General features: G+C 41.3%; 17 protein-coding genes and 1 pseudogene. 1 reads left to right on the top strand and 17 read right to left on the bottom strand.

All coding sequences use genetic code 11. From position 1 onward, the window contains the following. Positions 1–5 precede the first annotated feature (5 nt). From H0Z31_01860 to H0Z31_01850, 3 genes are all read right to left on the bottom strand, one after another. On the bottom strand, positions 6–836 hold the full coding sequence (locus H0Z31_01860; GenBank protein ID MBO8176180.1) for a prolipoprotein diacylglyceryl transferase: 831 nt from the start codon (positions 834–836) through the stop codon (positions 6–8). 20 nt (positions 837–856) lie between these two features. After that, on the bottom strand, positions 857–1,792 hold the full coding sequence (locus H0Z31_01855; protein MBO8176179.1) for an HPr kinase/phosphorylase: 936 nt from the start codon (positions 1,790–1,792) through the stop codon (positions 857–859). Positions 1,793–2,034: 242 nt separating this feature from the next. Next, a complete protein-coding gene (locus tag H0Z31_01850; protein ID MBO8176178.1) occupies positions 2,035–2,172 on the bottom strand; it encodes a hypothetical protein in 138 nt (45 codons plus the stop codon). Positions 2,173–2,285: 113 nt separating this feature from the next. On the opposite strand from H0Z31_01850, the gene H0Z31_01845 reads away from it, so the two are divergent. Continuing rightward, complete coding sequence (locus H0Z31_01845; protein MBO8176177.1) at positions 2,286–2,999, top strand: N-acetylmuramoyl-L-alanine amidase; 714 nt, start codon at positions 2,286–2,288, stop codon at positions 2,997–2,999. A gap of 29 nt (positions 3,000–3,028) precedes the next feature. On the opposite strand, the gene H0Z31_01840 is transcribed toward H0Z31_01845, so the two are convergent. From H0Z31_01840 to H0Z31_01775, 14 genes and pseudogenes are all read right to left on the bottom strand, one after another. Then, positions 3,029–3,388, bottom strand: a complete 360-nt coding sequence (locus H0Z31_01840) for a phage holin family protein (GenBank protein ID MBO8176176.1) — start codon at positions 3,386–3,388, stop codon at positions 3,029–3,031. Between the two features lie 14 nt (positions 3,389–3,402). Then, positions 3,403–4,509: a DUF4097 domain-containing protein gene (locus H0Z31_01835; protein ID MBO8176175.1), complete on the bottom strand. Its 1,107-nt coding sequence runs from the start codon at positions 4,507–4,509 to the stop codon at positions 3,403–3,405. 23 nt (positions 4,510–4,532) lie between these two features. Continuing rightward, positions 4,533–4,850, bottom strand: coding sequence for a DUF4870 domain-containing protein (locus tag H0Z31_01830; GenBank protein MBO8176174.1), 318 nt, complete (start codon positions 4,848–4,850; stop codon positions 4,533–4,535). Positions 4,851–5,300: 450 nt separating this feature from the next. Further along, positions 5,301–8,177, bottom strand: a complete 2,877-nt coding sequence (gene uvrA, locus H0Z31_01825; protein ID MBO8176173.1) for an excinuclease ABC subunit UvrA — start codon at positions 8,175–8,177, stop codon at positions 5,301–5,303. 7 nt (positions 8,178–8,184) lie between these two features. Next, on the bottom strand, positions 8,185–10,164 hold the full coding sequence (gene uvrB, locus H0Z31_01820; GenBank protein MBO8176172.1) for an excinuclease ABC subunit UvrB: 1,980 nt from the start codon (positions 10,162–10,164) through the stop codon (positions 8,185–8,187). Between the two features lie 381 nt (positions 10,165–10,545). Next, positions 10,546–11,331: a sulfite exporter TauE/SafE family protein gene (locus H0Z31_01815; GenBank protein MBO8176171.1), complete on the bottom strand. Its 786-nt coding sequence runs from the start codon at positions 11,329–11,331 to the stop codon at positions 10,546–10,548. 66 nt (positions 11,332–11,397) lie between these two features. After that, positions 11,398–11,625: a sulfurtransferase TusA family protein gene (locus tag H0Z31_01810; GenBank protein MBO8176170.1), complete on the bottom strand. Its 228-nt coding sequence runs from the start codon at positions 11,623–11,625 to the stop codon at positions 11,398–11,400. Between the two features lie 20 nt (positions 11,626–11,645). Further along, positions 11,646–12,005, bottom strand: a complete 360-nt coding sequence (locus H0Z31_01805) for a rhodanese-like domain-containing protein (GenBank protein ID MBO8176169.1) — start codon at positions 12,003–12,005, stop codon at positions 11,646–11,648. Between the two features lie 116 nt (positions 12,006–12,121). Further along, positions 12,122–12,355 (bottom strand): glutaredoxin family protein, encoded by a 234-nt coding sequence (locus tag H0Z31_01800; GenBank protein ID MBO8176168.1) that lies wholly within the window; start codon positions 12,353–12,355, stop codon positions 12,122–12,124. Between the two features lie 32 nt (positions 12,356–12,387). Then, positions 12,388–12,575, bottom strand: a pseudogene (locus H0Z31_01795) (DsrE/DsrF/DrsH-like family protein). A gap of 104 nt (positions 12,576–12,679) precedes the next feature. Further along, entirely contained in the window at positions 12,680–12,910 is a 231-nt protein-coding gene (locus H0Z31_01790) for a CsbA family protein (GenBank protein MBO8176167.1), read from the bottom strand. 19 nt (positions 12,911–12,929) lie between these two features. Beyond that, entirely contained in the window at positions 12,930–14,120 is a 1,191-nt protein-coding gene (locus H0Z31_01785; GenBank protein MBO8176166.1) for a PDZ domain-containing protein, read from the bottom strand. Between the two features lie 376 nt (positions 14,121–14,496). Next, positions 14,497–15,774 (bottom strand): M48 family metalloprotease, encoded by a 1,278-nt coding sequence (locus H0Z31_01780; protein MBO8176165.1) that lies wholly within the window; start codon positions 15,772–15,774, stop codon positions 14,497–14,499. A 171-nt stretch (positions 15,775–15,945) separates the two neighbouring features. Next, positions 15,946–17,394 carry a S41 family peptidase gene (locus H0Z31_01775; protein MBO8176164.1) on the bottom strand — a complete coding sequence of 483 codons (1,449 nt, stop codon included), beginning with the start codon at positions 17,392–17,394 and terminating at the stop codon, positions 15,946–15,948. Positions 17,395–17,495: the final 101 nt, after the last annotated feature.

Below are 17,495 nucleotides of genomic sequence, written 5' to 3'. Positions count from 1 at the left end.
ATCTATTATTCTTTATCAGCATAACGTTGGTCAGCATACCCTTTAAAGCGACGATACCATATCAAACCAATGGCACTCACAACTAACACAATGGAAATGATTTGTGCCATTCGTAGCGTATCGGTCAACATTAAACTGTCTGTCCGCATGCCTTCAATATAAAACCGGCCGATCGAATACCAAATGATATATGTTAAAAATACTTCCCCACGACGTAAGGTCACTCGTCGTAAAAATAACAATAAGGTAAAACCAGCGAGGTTCCACAGCGATTCATATAAAAACGTTGGATGATGATAAGCTCCATTAATGTACATTTGATTGATGATCCAATCTGGTAAAAATAGCCCTTCTAAAAAGGAGCGACTTACTTCTCCACCATACGCTTCTTGGTTCATAAAATTGCCCCAGCGACCGATCGCTTGCGCTAAAATAATGGACGGTGCCGCAATATCCATCAATTCCCAAAATGAAACGTGCTTCGCTCTAGCAAAGACAATCGTGGTCACAACTGCACCGATAAGTGCCCCATGAATAGCTAACCCACCGTTCCAAATTTTAATGATATTTTCAGGGTATTGAGAATAATAGTCCCACTGAAAAATCACATAATAGGCCCGTGCCGTAAGAATCGAAATCGGAAGCGCCCATATGAGTAAATCCGCAAAAATATCGCTGTCTAGTCCTCGTTTTTCCGCTTCTTTGGATGCTAATAAGTAACCCAGCACAATGCCAATCCCGATGATAACTCCATACCAGCGAACTTCAATCGGTCCAATCGAGAAGGCAATTGGATCAAGTGGTTGCATTGTATGTTCCTCCTTTTCATTTATCATACGTTAACTCATTTTGAAGATTATAAATCTTCATGTCCGCTTTCCTCAATAACATCCGCTAATTTTTCGGTAAACTGTTGCGCCGCATTGACGCCCATCCGTTTTAAACGGAAGTTCATCGCAGCCACTTCAATAATGACCGCTAAGTTTCGTCCCGGTCGAACCGGAATCGTTAATTTCGTCAATTCCGTATCAATAATTTTTATTTTTTCCTCTTCAAGGCCCAGGCGGTCGTAATGTTTATTTTGATCCCATAACTCTAAATGAACAACGAGGGTGATTTGCTTATGACTTTTAACCGCTCCTGCACCAAACAAGGTCATGACGTTAATAATGCCCAGCCCACGAATTTCGAGTAAGTGCTCAATCAGCTCGGGGGCTGAACCAATAAGGGTATCTCCGTCCTCTTGGCGAATTTCGACACAATCGTCCGCAACTAGCCGATGACCTCTTTTCACTAACTCTAAGGCCGTTTCACTTTTCCCAACTCCGCTTTTTCCAGTAATGAGAACACCGACGCCATAAATATCGACTAACACCCCATGAACAGCGGTCGTTGGGGCAAGCTTACTTTCTAAATAATTCGTAAGGCGGCTGGATAGACGCGTCGTCTTCATCGAAGATTTCATTACTGGTACGTCGTGCTCGTTCGATGCGACAATTAATTCTTCCGGTACATCCATATCCCTTGAAATAATAATTCCAGGAGTAATATCCGTACATAACTTTTGCATGCGCAATTGACGTTCTTCTTTGGACAACATTTCAAAAAAAGATAATTCTGTCTTCCCTAACAATTGTAGTCGCTCAGCTGGATAATAATCAAAGTAACCAGCCATTTCTAACCCTGGTCGGGAAATATCGCTAGTTGTAATCGGGCGATGAATCCCTTCTTCACCGCTGACTAGCTCTAAATCGAAACGCTCAATTAAATCTTTTGTCCGAACTTTAGCCAAACTAAGAGCCTCCTTACTTTTTGAAAATAACGATGAACAATCGTATGTATATTACAAATTCCTTCTTCATTGTAGCACTAATTGTCACCAATTGACATGATTCAATACTCTGTAGGAAGTTCCGTTTTTTTTAGACTCTACCCTGAAATAACTGTAGATAACTTTAGCTGTTATTTCATTTATCGATGTGCCAATTTTTATTGCATGGTTGGCTGTTAAACGATACTGTTGATGATTATACATTACGCTTGTGGCGGACGCTTTCCGCGGGCAAGGTGCAAGCCGCTTCCCTCGCTACGCTCAAGTAAGGGTCTTGCGGCTTCTTGTTCCCGCTGGAGTCGCCGCCGTGTGAATAACTTGCTAAAAATCAACAATGACATATAACATAGCCTTTCTTGAAAATCACTATTTTCTCTGTAAAAGTATCGGATGGTTAAACAGGCTCATATTATAGAAGTAGGTTTTTCCTAAGTTTAATAGGGGTGAACGAAGGATGAAAATTATGCTCGATGCTGGACATGGATTTGACACACCAGGGAAACGATCACCGAATGGAATGAAAGAATATGAATATAATCGAGCGGTTGCTAATTATGCTAAGCAAATGCTGGAAGACTACGAAAATGTGACCGTATATTTTGCACACTCAGACGAAGACGATGTCCCATTGCAAGAGCGGACGGACCGGGCCAACGCGTTAAATGTCGATTGTTATATTTCCATTCATTGCAATGCATTCGGAAACGGGGACTGGAACGAAGTCGACGGCATCGAAACGTACGTCTATATCACAAAACCAAAAGAAGCGTATGAACTGGCAACAGTTATTCATAAACAGCTTTTAGCCGTGACCGGTAGAGACGACCGAGGAGTGAAAACCGCGAATTTTCATGTGCTAAGGGAAACAAAGATGACCGCCGTTTTAGTTGAATGCGGGTTTATGACCAATCGTTTAGAAGCAGATTTGTTAAAATCGGATGAATATCGAAAAGCGTGTGCAGAAGGAATTGTACGAGGTCTAGCAGACTATTATCATCTAAAGAAAAAACCGAAACTAGTTCCAAGGATACTATCTACCACATCCGAAAAGAATAGAGGCTTATATCGCGTACAAGTAGGGGCATTTAAATACAAAGAAAATGCAGAACAATTAGCTCAAAGACTGAAAGAAGCCGGATTCGATTCGTATATCTACTATGAAGACTAGCAAAAAAAGGTGACTTGGTGTGTGGCAAGTCACCTTTTTTCATAGAAGGGTTCAATGACGACTTTTTGAATAAGTATATTAGCAATAGTCAAGATAATTGTCGCTAATAATGCCATGCCAAAGCCATGGATTTCAAAAGCATCCCCCATTAAAAAGTCGGTAAATTGAAGCATGAGCGCATTGATGACAATTAAAAATAACCCTAGTGATAAAATCGTAACGGGTAGCGTGAAAATGATTAAAATCGGTCGAACAAACGTGTTAATAATGGAGAGGAGAAAGCTTGCTCCTAAGGCTGCACCAATGCTTGCTACATAAAATTGATCAAAATACCCAGCAATCGCAATAAAAATGATTGCATTAACGACAATACCAATCAACCATCTCATCATACGTACATCCTTTATTTTGTCATTTCTCGTTCTTTTACTGTAATCGAACCTGTTTTGGTTTCCATAAACAAATACGCAGGGGTAACGGAATGACCTTTTTTCACAAACCTCATTTGCTTATGAACGACATCATCTTTTTCTTCAAGAACTTCTTTTCCTTCGATATCTACCCCTAATTTACCCAAATACGTTTTCAGTTCCCCATCCAATTTTAAGGAACGGTTTAATTCCAGCTCTAAATTACCTGTGACTCCTTTCATACTAACGACTTTGACGTCATCACCATGTAACCGTCCTTTCATATTTCCATTAAACGAATGAAGATCCACATTTGAAAAATCCCCATCAAATTCAATCTTTCCGTTAATTGTTTCCGCTTCAATTTTCTCCGCTTGACAATCATGAAGAAGAATATGACCATTCGCCGTTTCTAATTCGAACTCATCCCCCGCAACTTTGTTCAATTCAATTTTTCCGTTCGCGGTTTTTACTTTCACTTTTCCAACAGCTACGTCTTTCATCGAAAACGGTCCGTTAAAGATTCGAACAGAGATACGTTCATACTCCGCTGGTGGAACATACACCCGTGTATCGACTTTCATAAGTTTCAATTGGGTCGAAAAGCGTAACTTTCCATTTTCAATGGAAAAAATCGTATTCTTTAAAAACGTCGTCCGTCCTTCGTCGTAATTTTCCGTCCGGTACACTTTTCCTTGACACTCTAGTCGTACGTCTTGCTGGTCCCATGGAATGATTTCGATTTTCCCGTTCGCAATATCAAACTCCATTTCGGTAAGGTACGCATCGGCATGATGGAAAACGTGGGAAACATCGACCGATTGCCCTAATTGAAAATCAAAGTCGAAATCTTTAATTTTTTTCAATACCGAATTCATAAAATCAATCAGTTTCGATTTCGCTTGTTTAAACTGACGATCTTCACGGTCTTCTTTTTTCTCGTTTTGCTCGATCACGATGAGTTCATTCAACAGCTCTTCCTCTTTTTTCTGACGCGATTGTTGTTCCTTTTCCAACTCTTCTAATAACGTCAATGCTTCCGCTGCGGACAACACCCCGCTTTCTACCATCTCTAAAATTCGTTTCCGCTCTTCTTTCATATCTCTCCCCCCACACCTGTGCGTTAATTCATTAACACTTTAATTCCTTTAATCACATTCCACATAATGACAATAGCAACCAAAATACCGTATACGACAAACGATAAAATGAAGAAGAATGGAATACCACTACCCGATGTAAAAATCCCAATGTCTAAAATAAGCCCCATAATAATGAACACGATCCCGATAAAAGGAATTAAATGGGACAAAAATGCCGACTTCGCATGCCGTTTCGTTTCTGGATTATTCGTCACAAAATAAACAACGATCGGAAAAATAAATCCCGCAAAGAAAATACTAAAATAACAAAGTGATGATAATATTTTATTCGTTTCCATTCTGCTCAACTCCTTTAATCAATATTACGTCTGAAGGAAAGAAAAGTTTCATTTTCGTTTACGAAGAATAAAACAAACGTTTGTTTAACTCCCATCCTGCCTGTCATTAATATACTTTCATGTTTAAACAAACGTTTGTTAAAAGGTAAATTGCTTTTACAATTTAGGATTCTCTAGGTATAAAAAAGTAACCTGATAAATTTTAATGATTTACATTTGAATAAAAAAATCTGACCTTTAAATTCAATAACGAAGTATTTGATCAAACGTTTGTTTAGATACATAAAACGCATTCGGACCGAACCTTTAGTACTTAATCAAACGTTTGTTTGATATTTGTAATAAGCACGTAGGAAACTAAGTTTGGCACATAGAATTTCAATTGGTACGTAGGCACAGTAAAAGCTTAAAAAGGCTGACTTTCCTTCACGAAAGTCAGCCCTTTCCTTTTTATAACGAGGTTGTCACTTGTTCTTGTTCTTTTAAACGTTGTTTCATACGATGTTTGTCCCGTTCTAAAATCGGTTTTAAGTAGCGACCCGTGTAGGATTTCGGGTGTTCGGCCACTTCTTCCGGCGTTCCTGTGGCAACGATTGTTCCACCTTTATCGCCACCTTCTGGACCTAAGTCAATAATATAGTCCGCAGCTTTGATAACGTCTAAGTTATGTTCGATTACAAGGACGGTGTCGCCGTTTTCAACTAGCCGTTGTAAGACGTTCAGTAAGCGAGAAATGTCATCGACATGCAGACCAGTTGTTGGCTCGTCTAAAATGTACAACGAACGTCCAGTGGAACGGCGATGTAGTTCCGAAGCTAATTTGACCCGTTGTGCTTCTCCGCCCGATAACGTCGTCGCCGGTTGTCCGAGTTTCATGTAGCCTAAGCCGACATCCGCAATCGTTTGTAATTTCCGCTTAATTTTCGGGATATTCTCAAAAAATACGAGGGCGTCTTCGACAGTCATATCTAACACTTCCGCAATGTTTTTCCCTTTATACGTTACTTCCAACGTTTCACGGTTATAGCGTTTCCCGTGGCACACTTCGCACGGGACATAGACGTCCGGTAAAAAGTGCATTTCGATTTTAATAATACCGTCACCGCGGCACGCTTCACAGCGACCACCTTTTACGTTAAAGCTGAAGCGACCCTTTTTATACCCGCGCATTTTCGCTTCATTCGTTTGGGCGAACACTTCTCGAATATCGTCAAACACACCGGTATAAGTAGCTGGATTGGATCGCGGTGTGCGTCCAATTGGGGATTGGTCGATATCAATCACTTTGTCGAGATGTTCTACACCTTTAATTTCTTTATGTTCCCCTGGCTTATTTTTCGCTCCATGCAATTTTTGTGCGAGCGACTTGTGGAGAATTTCGTTAATGAGCGTACTTTTTCCAGAACCCGATACACCAGTGACTGCAATGAACGTCCCTAATGGAAACTTCACATGAACATTTTTTAAGTTATTTTCTTTTGCCCCAATAATCTCAATATATCGTCCATCACCGGTGCGCCGTTCGTGTGGAATTGGGATAAACTTTTTCCCTGACAAATACTGACCAGTTAGCGAGTTCGGATCGTTCATCACTTCTTCAGGGGTTCCGGCTGACACAATCGTACCGCCATGGACTCCTGCTCCTGGTCCGACATCGATTAAATAGTCGGCCGCCAGCATCGTATCTTCATCATGTTCAACGACAATTAACGTATTTCCGATATCGCGCATATTTTTCAGTGTTTGAATGAGTCGGTCGTTGTCACGTTGATGAAGACCAATCGACGGTTCGTCAAGAATATACAGAACCCCTGTTAACCGAGAACCAATTTGGGTCGCTAAGCGAATACGCTGGGCTTCCCCGCCGGATAACGTTCCAGCCGAACGATTTAACGTTAAGTATTCTAAGCCCACGTTCACTAAAAATCCGAGTCGTTCCCGAATTTCACGTAAAATTAAATGCGCAATTTTCATCTCTTTTTCAGATAACTGGAGATTGGCAAAAAATTCGTCTGCTTCTTCAATGGACATCGCGGTCACTTCACCGATATGTTTACCGGCAATTTTGACAGCTAAGCTCTCTTTTTTCAAACGATGCCCTTTACATGTTGGACACGGCTGGTGGGCCATGTATTTTTCCATTTGCTCGCGAATATAGTCGGACGTCGTTTCACGATAACGCCGTTCAATGTTTGGAATAACCCCTTCAAATTCAATGTAGTTTTCACGAACTTGACCAAAGTCATTTTCGTAACGGAAATAAATTTTTTCCGAACCAGATCCGTACAATACTTTATCGAGCAATGGTTTAGGGATTTGTTTGACTGGCACATCCATGTCGATCCCATAATGGTTACAAACCGATTCAAGTAGTTGCGGATAATATTGTGAGCTAGACGGTTCCCACGGAGCAATGGCATGCTCGCGTAACGACAAATCCCAATTCGGAATGACTAAATCAAGATCGACCTCTAACTTCGCCCCTAAGCCGTCACAGCTCGGACAAGCCCCATACGGACTGTTAAAGGAAAACATCCGGGGCTCTAATTCGCCGATAGAAAAACCACAATGCGGACACGCATGATGTTCGCTAAATAAAAGTTCTTCTTCTCCAATCACATCGATAATGACTTTTCCTTCGCCTAATTTTAAAGCGGTTTCTAATGAATCCGCTAAACGAGAGGCCATTCCATCTTTGACCACAATCCGGTCGACGACTACTTCGATTGAGTGCTTTTTATTTTTCTCTAGCTCAATATTTTCACTTATATCCCGCAATTCACCATCGACACGGACACGGACGTATCCTTGCTTTTTAATGTCCTCTAACGTTTTTGCATGGGTCCCTTTTCTTCCTGACACAATCGGTGCTAGCACTTGTAATTTGGTCCGCTCAGGATATTCTAAAATACGGTCCACCATTTGCTCAATCGTTTGGGATGTAATTTCAATGCCATGGTTCGGACAAATTGGGTGACCAACCCGTGCGAATAACAAGCGTAAATAATCGTAAATTTCCGTTACTGTCCCAACCGTCGAACGTGGGTTACGGCTCGTCGTTTTCTGGTCGATAGAAATGGCTGGGGACAACCCTTCAATGGCATCGATGTCCGGTTTATCCATTTGGCCTAAAAATTGTCTTGCGTACGCCGAAAGCGATTCGACGTACCTTCTTTGTCCTTCTGCATAAATGGTATCAAACGCTAATGAAGATTTCCCTGAACCAGAGAGACCGGTTAACACGACTAGTTTGTCTCTCGGAATCGTTACATCGATATTTTTTAAATTGTGAGCTCTTGCACCTTTTACGATGATTTGATCTTTCACTTTATGGTCATCCTTCCGCTTTCAACTCTAATATTAAGTCACGCAACTCGGCCGCTCGCTCGAAATTGAGCGCTTTGGCTGCTTCTTTCATTTCTTGTTCTAATTGCGCGATGAACTTTTCTTTTTCTTGTTTTGTCATGCGCTTTTGCTTTGGTTCGGCTTCGTACGTCGTCGTCTCTTCGGCCGCATAAGTGGCTCGAATGACATCGCGTACATCTTTTTGAATCGTTTTCGGAACGATGCCATGCTTTTTATTATACGCTTCCTGAATTTCACGACGACGCTTCGTTTCGTTAATCGCCTTTTCCATCGATTCGGTGATGGTATCGGCGTACATAATAACATGTCCGTTTGCATTCCGAGCCGCTCGCCCGATCGTCTGAATGAGGGAGCGTTCAGAACGTAAAAATCCTTCCTTATCTGCATCTAAAATGGCCACTAATGACACTTCTGGAATATCAAGACCTTCCCGCAATAAGTTAATTCCGACGAGCACATCAAATTTTCCTAAACGCAAGTCACGGATTATTTCGATTCGTTCGAGCGTTTTTATTTCCGAATGCAAGTAGCGTACTTTAATGCCAACTTCTTTTAAATAGTCCGTCAAATCTTCTGCCATTTTTTTCGTTAATGTCGTTACTAACACCCGTTCGTTTCGCTCGATGCGTTCGTTAATTTCACCGATTAAATCGTCAATTTGTCCTTCAATCGGACGAACGTCAATCGTTGGATCTAACAAGCCCGTCGGACGGATAATTTGTTCAACCACTTCCGGACAATGCTCCAGTTCATACGGGCCAGGCGTTGCAGACACGTAAATAATTTGATTGATGTGGTCCTCAAACTCTTCAAATTTTAATGGCCGGTTATCAAGTGCTGATGGGAGACGGAAGCCATGATCCACGAGCACTTGTTTGCGCGCTTGGTCTCCGTTGTACATGCCACGTATTTGCGGAAGTGTTACGTGCGACTCATCGATGACAATTAAAAAGTCATCCGGAAAATAATCGAGCAGCGTATACGGTGTTGATCCAGGTGGTCGCAACGTTAAATGCCGCGAGTAGTTCTCGATACCCGAACAAAAGCCCATTTCGCGCATCATTTCTAAATCGTATCTTGTTCGTTGTTCGAGCCGTTGCGCTTCAAGTAATTTCCCTTCTTCACGCAGCTCCGCTAATCGTTCTTCCAATTCTTTTTCAATGCTTTGGATAGCCAGACGCATTTTTTCTTCCCGTGTAACGAAGTGGGAAGCTGGGAAAATCGCCACATGATCCCGCTCACCGATAATTTCTCCAGTAAGGGCATCCACTTCCCGAATACGGTCAATCTCATCGCCAAAAAATTCGACCCGAATACAATGTTCATCCCGTGATGCCGGGAAAATTTCGACGACATCTCCACGCACCCGAAACGTTCCGCGTTGAAAATCGATGTCGTTGCGGGAATATTGCACATCGACTAAGCGTCGAAGAAGGTAATCACGTTCCATCTCCATGCCGACACGAAGAGAAACGACTAAGTCGCGATATTCATCTGGCGAACCTAAACCGTATATGCACGACACACTCGCGATAATAATGACGTCATTTCGTTCAAATAAAGCCGATGTCGCTGAGTGTCGTAATTTATCAATTTCATCATTAATGCTCGCGTCTTTTTCAATATACGTGTCCGTTTGGGGAACGTACGCTTCTGGTTGATAATAGTCGTAATAACTGACGAAATATTCAACGGCGTTGTTTGGAAAAAATTCTTTAAACTCACTGTACAACTGGCCGGCAAGGGTTTTGTTATGGGCGATAATAAGGGTCGGTTTGTTCACTTCTTTAATCACATTTGAAATCGTGAACGTTTTTCCCGTACCTGTTGCACCTAATAACGTTTGATGCTTTTTCCCTTCCCGAATCCCTTTCACGAGTTGTTCAATCGCTTTCGGCTGATCGCCTTGTGGTTTGTATTTAGAAACGAGCTCAAATTCCTTTTTCACCATTCTGTCCCCCCAAACGAAAAGATTCAATCGTTTGACAATTTTTCTCTTTTTCCATTCTACCACAAATCCCTTCTTCCTAACCAATAAAAAGCGAACAAATTTTCGGTATTTCAATTTTCAGTACGATGCCTGTTCTCCCTAGCGTATTTTTTGAATGGCTATGTTATATGTCATTGTTGATTTTTAGCAAATTACTCACACGGCGGCGACTCTAGCGCAAACAGCAAGCCAGGCATGACCCTTACTTGAGCATAGCGAGGGAAGCGGCTTTCGGCTTGCCCACGGAAAGCGTCCGCCTGCAGCGAAATGTATAAAATAAACAGTATCGATTAACAGAGCCTTTTGAATAAAAAAACAGCCCTTCACTAGGAAGAACTGTCACGCTACAATACCAACCCACATTTTTACCGCTGTTGCAAAAATCAGAACGGCAAGTATAGCTTGTAAAATTTTCGTGTTCACTTTTTGTCCCATTTTCGCCCCAAGTGGAGACGCAAAGACACTCGCCAAAATCATAATAAGGGCGGGTACGAACAACACTTGACCTGTCATGACTTTTCCGACGGTCGAACCAATCGACGAGATAAACGTAATGGCTAACGAACTGGCGATCGTCATACGGGTTGGAATTTTCAATACGACTAACATGATCGGAACAAGTAAAAACGCGCCCGCTGCTCCAACAATCCCGGCACCGATTCCGACAAGGAGGGCTAATCCTGCTGCTAACCACCGATGAAAGCTTACTTGGTCTAACGGAGTATCATCTACTCCTTTTTTCGGAACAAACATCATCACAGCGGCTAGCGCGGCTAATAGGCCGTATACGACATGAATCACCGCTTCCGACATCACCGTCGAGCCGTATCCGCCAATAAAACTACCGAGCAGAATACTTCCGCCCATATAGAGAATTAAATCTCGGTTCAAATACCCGCTATTTCGATACGCCCATACCCCACTAATGGTTGCAAAAAACACTTGAATAGCACTAATTCCCGATACTTCGTGGGCCGTAAAGGCAGCAAACCCAAGTATAGGGGGAACATAAAGTAAAAGCGGATATTTGATGATGGAGCCACCAATCCCAACCATTCCTGAAATAAACGAACCGATAAAGCCAATAAGAAAAATGGTCACCCAATAAAAAATGTCTTGTTCCACGGTTTCTCCCTCCTTGAACCAATAAAAAGAAGGGGGAATGCCCTCTTCATCACCCCTCTTCCGTTCTTACGCTTTTTTAATCCAAAATTGGAACACACCGTTTTCTTCTTTTTTCTCCAATACTTTATGACCTAACGATTCCGCCCACGCGGTTAAGTCCGTCAAGGACCCTTTGTCAGTTGCATGTATTTCTAACACTTGACCACTTTGTAATTCGTCCATCGCCCTTTTCGCTCGAACAACCGGCATCGGACAGGCTAATCCTTTTGCATCTATTTTGAAATCTGCTTTCATCATTGCTTGTCCCTCCTTTCTTATTTACAGGCATTTAGTCCGCCTTTAACGTTTGTAATTCGTTGAAATCCTTGTTTTTTTAATATTCGCGCTGCTTTTTGACTGCGCATTCCTGATTGACATATTAAGACGACTTCTTTTTCTTTATCTAGCTCAGAGCTTCTCTTCTTTAATTCGTGTAAGGGGATGTTTTGAAAAGGTGACAGGTGATAGGCTGCATACTCCCCTTTCGTACGGACATCGATCCATTGTTTGTTCCGGTCCGAACGAATTCGTTTTAACTCCGTTGCATCAATGTGCTTGATACCACGAACAGGGAGTAACTGCCGACTTAGCCACACAATTACAAGAGCCCAAACTACGTATGGTATCCACTCCATGTCAATTGGCACCTCAATTACCTATGTGGGTATTTTTGATTATAAAAATTTTTATTCAGTCGACTTTCCATTTTCTTTTGTATACTCCATATGTTCCCTTTCATTACTCAGGAGCACTAGGAGTTCCAAATCGCCATAATCGTTTGCGGATCGAAACCAAGCACCCATTTTCCGTCAATGTTTGTTTGTGGAACCCCCATTTGTCCTGTTGTTTCCACAAGTTTTCTTGCTTCTACTGGATTTTGTTGTACGTTTACTTCTGTAAAAGGAATACCTTGGTCGGTTAAAAAGTTTTTTAACATCACACAATACGGACATGTATTTGTTGTGTAAACAGTTACATTTTTCATGCAATATCCCTCCTATTTTTTTAAAGTTAGGGTCATGTCAGCATTTTTCGCAAAGAGTAAGAAACTAATTGTTTGTGCACTTCTTTATGAATTAAATTTAATCCTTCGAATGTACAAAATACTTTCACTTCACCATCCGTTGCAGCTGCTGCTGTGGCGATATTCAACACATTATTTCCATTAAATAACCACCATTTGCGGCAATAATCGCAACTTTCAATTCCAATTCCCCTTTGTTTTATACCCTTCACGGTATTTAGTATATACCCTATATAGTATATTGTCAACCAATAAAAAAGTTCCCCAAACTAGGAGAACTTATCATTAGGCTTGACCTTTAAATTTGGCAACCATTTGGCGCGAATACCAAAAGCCGACCGTGAGCGAAGCGGCATCGATAATGATTAATAACCAGCTATCTGTATATCCTTTCGATACCGAAGCGGCAATTAAGGCGACGGTTAACACTAATCCTACGATATAATTGTAAGTTACTCGCGTAAAAAGAACGACAAGTAATCCTGGTAAAAAGAGCGCTAACAATAACTTAGTCATTGTTCCTCCTCATTTCTCTTTATCCGACATCTTCTTCCCATTTCTTTTCTTCAGGAACAAATAGTAATCCTAACTCATGGTGGTCCCCTTCATAAAGGGCACCTTGAACAAAACGGACTTGTTGATTTGTATCGTATACTTCCAGTTTGCAGTAGGCCCGATTTTTTTGCAAGGCTTCGTAAAAGGACCGCTCATTATGAACGTCTATTCCGTTGACCTTGCGCACGACTTCTCCAATTGATAGCCCCATTTTACTTGCTGGAGTATTAGGAATAACTCCAAGTATTTTGACCCCGTTCGTTTGCGGAACAAAAAACGAAGGAGACTGTTGTTCTTTCACACGAACTAGGTAGGCTAACACTTCCCGCCCAAGCATTCCAACGGCCACCGCCACAATCGCCATGAATGGATACCAAATGGCAACAATGGCCAAAAGGAACACAAGACTAGCTACCACGATAATCCGTTTTCCTAAAGTAGAAAGGACGATTTGCGGTAAGGTACTATGCAGCCGATGTTCAAACCCGATAAAAAACGGGACGAGAACGAAGGAGTATGTTTCTGCTCCGATTTGAATCACTGGCCACCATTCAAAAGGACTAGTTAATTCACCCGATGGCAACAAGAGAAGAATGGGGAGTACCCAAGCTTTTTTGACATAGTGGGCCCCTACCTGTAATCCTCTTCGACTTCGAATGAGTGTTGGCGATGAATAAAGCGCTCCTTTTCTTCCGATTAAAATTCCTTCTGCTACAAGAAGTAAGCCGAGCAAAAAGGCTAAGGAAACCAACAATTGCTTAGCATCGATACCCGTTGTTTGTTCCACAATCGGAAGCGACCAATCGTATTGAATCATAAACCATAGTGCAAAAAAGGAGAGCCCGTTTGTAAAAGCCGCTGACAGCCAACGATAGCTACCGAAAAGCGAAAGGACAATGGTTACCGTACCAATAAGAACAAGCGTCTCTATCGTCACCGTCCATCCTAGCACCACGGTCACAATCGATAACAAGCTACTAATAAATATAGCTTGTCCAATCGTTTCCAGTAAATCTTTTTGTAATGAATATACCCGAATATGAAAATCTTTTCGCTCCCGTTGTACCCGGCGATAACCGTTGAGAATTACAAGAATCGTTGCATAATAGAAAAGGGGATGAAGAAAAAACGTCCCGATTCCTTTCAGTAGTTCCGCCAGCCATACACCCATATCACGCACCATCCTCATTTCAAATTCCGTACATATTTTGTATCTTTTATTTTACCAAATCTATGTAGGAAAACCTATGAGTAGATAAAAGATTTCTATTATTAATTGCGTAATTTAATTTTTTCCGAAGACTCTGTTAAACGATAAGGCTTTGTTATATGTCATTGTTGATTTTTAGCAAGTTATTTACATGAAGCGAAAGGCGGCGACTCCAGCAGGAACAAGAAGCCGCAAGACCCTTACTTGAGCGTAGCGAGGGAAGCGGCTTGCAGCTTGCCCGCTGAAAGTGTCCGCCTGCAGAGAAGTGTATACATATTAACCGAAAAACATAGAAAAAGGAGATGACCTAAAACAAATCGAGTCATCTCCTTCATATTTATTTCTGTAATAAACGTACAATTTCTTTATTCCCTAAATCCCTGGCATAATCGATTGCCGAGAAGCCTTCATTATCTTGTATAGCAGGATCGGCTCCTGCTTCTAAAAGAAGTTTTACCATATCAGCATCCTCATTATTGGTCGCGTACATGAGCGGTGTCCAACCGTACACATCTTGAATATTGGGTTCAGCTCCTTTTGAAAGTAACAACTGAACGGTTTCTACGTCACCGCTCGACACTCCCCAGAAAAGAGCTGTCCAGCCTTCATTATCCGCCACCAGCAAATCTTCTTCTGATTGTATCAGTTCAGCTACCTTTTCTACATCTCCAACAGAAGCAGCATCCATTAATTCAGTCACACCAAGATCCTCACTATACCCGAATATTTCTTGTAAATTCGTTGCAGCTGATTGAATGAAAAAAACGGCACCAACAAATAAGAGAAAGATCACAAAATAAAAACCAAGGATGAATAAGAAGTAATGATTATTGCTTTTTACTCTTACGTCTTTGGCCTCTTCATTATGAAAGAAATCGGCAACGGCATGAATTCGTTTTGGCAACGTTGGATGAGTGGATAGCTTTTCGGCTAACCATACAAAAAATCCTTTTTCGGCTTCGAGTTGTTTTACATATTCTTGATGATTCACACGATCGTACAATGTTTTTCCAATCGCTAGCACCGTTAAACTATTAATGGACGCTTGATAATTTTTCGTAAAGTACGCAGCATAACGATCGCACGTATATTCACATGCACGTGAATACGCCTCGGATAAAAACGGGACCCATTTGGCTGGTAGAATAAAAATTTGCTTGATAATATGATTCCGTTTAATATGAGCAAGTTCATGAGCAATGACAAAAGAAAGCTCATTATATCGCTCCTCTTTAATCAAATCAACAATATCAGAATAGAGAACAATCATATTTTTTCCGAAAAAGCGCGTAGCAAACGCATTTAAGATGCCGCCTGATTCTAACACAAAAATATCTGGACACTTCGCAAGTCCCATTTCTTTACTTATTTGTTCTGCTCTTTTGTACACTTCTGCAAATTGCGTTTGGCTAAGCCGTATCCCGTTGCCACGAATGTGTCCGATCATCAATCCATGTAAAAACAAACCTAAGACGAAAAGTCCAATCACGATAAAAATCCCAATAATAGAAATAAAGACTGTTAAATAAACAAGGATACTAACAATCAAGCAAAGCACAAAATATAACTCTTCTTTTCGATGAACAAGCCCTTTCACTTCTTGCTGTACAGTCACGTTAAATTTCTCCAACCTTCCTTTTACAATCTTCGTGAAAAGTATAGGGCGTTTTCCATAAAGTTTCAATATAATTATGAAGCATGGAAAAATAAGTATATAGACTCCTTTAAAAAAAGATAGTTAGCTCTTTAAGTGAACTAACTATCGTATAAATTCGTTTTATATCATTTATTCTTTTTCCAACTGATTCCGAATCACTTTTAACGCGGCTTGAAGCTGCCAATCATTTTTCTCATCTTGGATGGCTTCCATTACTTTTTCTTCGAGCTTTTGGGCTGTGGCAGAATCGATTTTTCCGGTTAATGGGAGCCTCTCCTGCCGCTGAAACGCAACGACCGCTTTTTCAGTTTGTTCGCTGAAAAATCCGTCTAAACGTCCAGGACCATACCCTAGACCGTACAGCATGATTTGTGCAATTTTTACTTGTTCACTATTCATATCTTTTACAAGTGCTGTTTCTATGTTGAGCGGATGCGTGTAAAAGAACGTCGGTTGTCGTACTTCAATCGTTGGTTCGATGCCTTTTTTATGAATCCAATTTCCATCAGGTGTCAACCATTTGAACATCGTTAACTTAATATTGCTTCCGTCACTAAACGGTATCGCCTGCTGCACCGTTCCTTTTCCAAACGTTCGCTCACCGATTAACGGATACCCTTCCGCTTCATGAAGCGCCCCTGCTAAAATTTCTGAAGCCGATGCGCTCCCTTGGTCAATCAGGACAACTATAGGATACGGCTTTCGTTCCTTTAACGTGGTATAATATTGGATCGTTTCACCGTTTCGTTGTTCGATTTGAACAAACGGTTTATGATCGGTGATGAGTTCTTTTAACATGTCCTCCACACTCGACAAGAGCCCCCCAGGGTTTCCCCGAACATCGATAATGAGTCCTTTCATCTGTTGTGACTCCAGATCTTTTAATTGTTTTTTAAAATCAGCTGCCGTATGTTCTGAGAAGGATGTCACTTCAATATAACCAATCGGAATGCCTCCATCTTCTTTCATCGAAGCGTTAACCGTTTCAATCGGAATTTCGTCCCGAACCACTTCAATTTTGACGGGCTCGGCTACTCCTTCACGCGCAATTTCTAACGTTACTTTCGTTCCCTTTTTACCTCGAATTTTTAACGTCACTTCGTACAAGTCCAACCCTTCGACGCTTTCTCCGTTCACTTTTAAAATTTGGTCTTTCGGCTTCAATCCTGCTTTTTCTGCCGGTGAATTTTTAAATGGCGAAACAATGATCATTTTTCCGTCCTGCATCCCTACCTCAGCGCCAATTCCTTCAAACGACGACTCAAGCGATTCCGTGAACCGGTTCGCTGTATCGGCATCCATATACACCGAATACGGGTCATTTAACGTCGCAAGCATTCCTTGGATAGCCCCTTCAATTAACTGCTTTTCTTCGACTTCTTCTACATATTGATCACGAATAAGTTCAAATGCTTGCCCAACTTTTTTTAAGTTCGGTGGGAGCTCCGCTGAATTTTCTGTAGATGGAACTTGCTCTGCATGTTGCTTATTTTCTTTCACATTCATCACAACATATGTACTACTCGCTCCAAAAAGAAGTGCACAAACGATCCATATCGCAAACCAACGTCGTTTCATCCTCATCCTCCTTATATTAATCCATCCGTTTGTCCAATTTGAGTGAAAAAGACATCACACAAAGCGTGCGATGTCTTTGTTACTTCATTTATATGATAAAA

Source organism: Bacillus sp. (in: firmicutes) (genome assembly GCA_017656295.1).
In the GTDB taxonomy this organism is placed as follows: Bacteria; Bacillota; Bacilli; order Bacillales; family JACDOC01; genus JACDOC01.
Note: the sequence above shows the minus strand (reverse complement) of the source record. Positions and strands in the feature narration are given on the sequence as shown.

Coding starts and splice junctions, on each gene's coding strand:
- H0Z31_01805 (MBO8176169.1), bottom strand. CDS start 12,005: ATGGAGTGGATACCATACGTAGTTTGGGCTCTTGTAATTGTGTGGCTA.
- H0Z31_01860 (MBO8176180.1), bottom strand. CDS start 836: ATGATAAATGAAAAGGAGGAACATACAATGCAACCACTTGATCCAATT.
- H0Z31_01810 (MBO8176170.1), bottom strand. CDS start 11,625: ATGAAAGCAGATTTCAAAATAGATGCAAAAGGATTAGCCTGTCCGATG.
- H0Z31_01800 (MBO8176168.1), bottom strand. CDS start 12,355: ATGAAAAATGTAACTGTTTACACAACAAATACATGTCCGTATTGTGTG.
- H0Z31_01785 (MBO8176166.1), bottom strand. CDS start 14,120: ATGGGTGTATGGCTGGCGGAACTACTGAAAGGAATCGGGACGTTTTTT.
- H0Z31_01830 (MBO8176174.1), bottom strand. CDS start 4,850: ATGGAAACGAATAAAATATTATCATCACTTTGTTATTTTAGTATTTTC.
- H0Z31_01845 (MBO8176177.1), top strand. CDS start 2,286: ATGAAAATTATGCTCGATGCTGGACATGGATTTGACACACCAGGGAAA.
- H0Z31_01775 (MBO8176164.1), bottom strand. CDS start 17,394: ATGAAACGACGTTGGTTTGCGATATGGATCGTTTGTGCACTTCTTTTT.
- H0Z31_01835 (MBO8176175.1), bottom strand. CDS start 4,509: ATGAAAGAAGAGCGGAAACGAATTTTAGAGATGGTAGAAAGCGGGGTG.
- H0Z31_01840 (MBO8176176.1), bottom strand. CDS start 3,388: ATGAGATGGTTGATTGGTATTGTCGTTAATGCAATCATTTTTATTGCG.
- H0Z31_01850 (MBO8176178.1), bottom strand. CDS start 2,172: ATGTCATTGTTGATTTTTAGCAAGTTATTCACACGGCGGCGACTCCAG.
- H0Z31_01790 (MBO8176167.1), bottom strand. CDS start 12,910: ATGACTAAGTTATTGTTAGCGCTCTTTTTACCAGGATTACTTGTCGTT.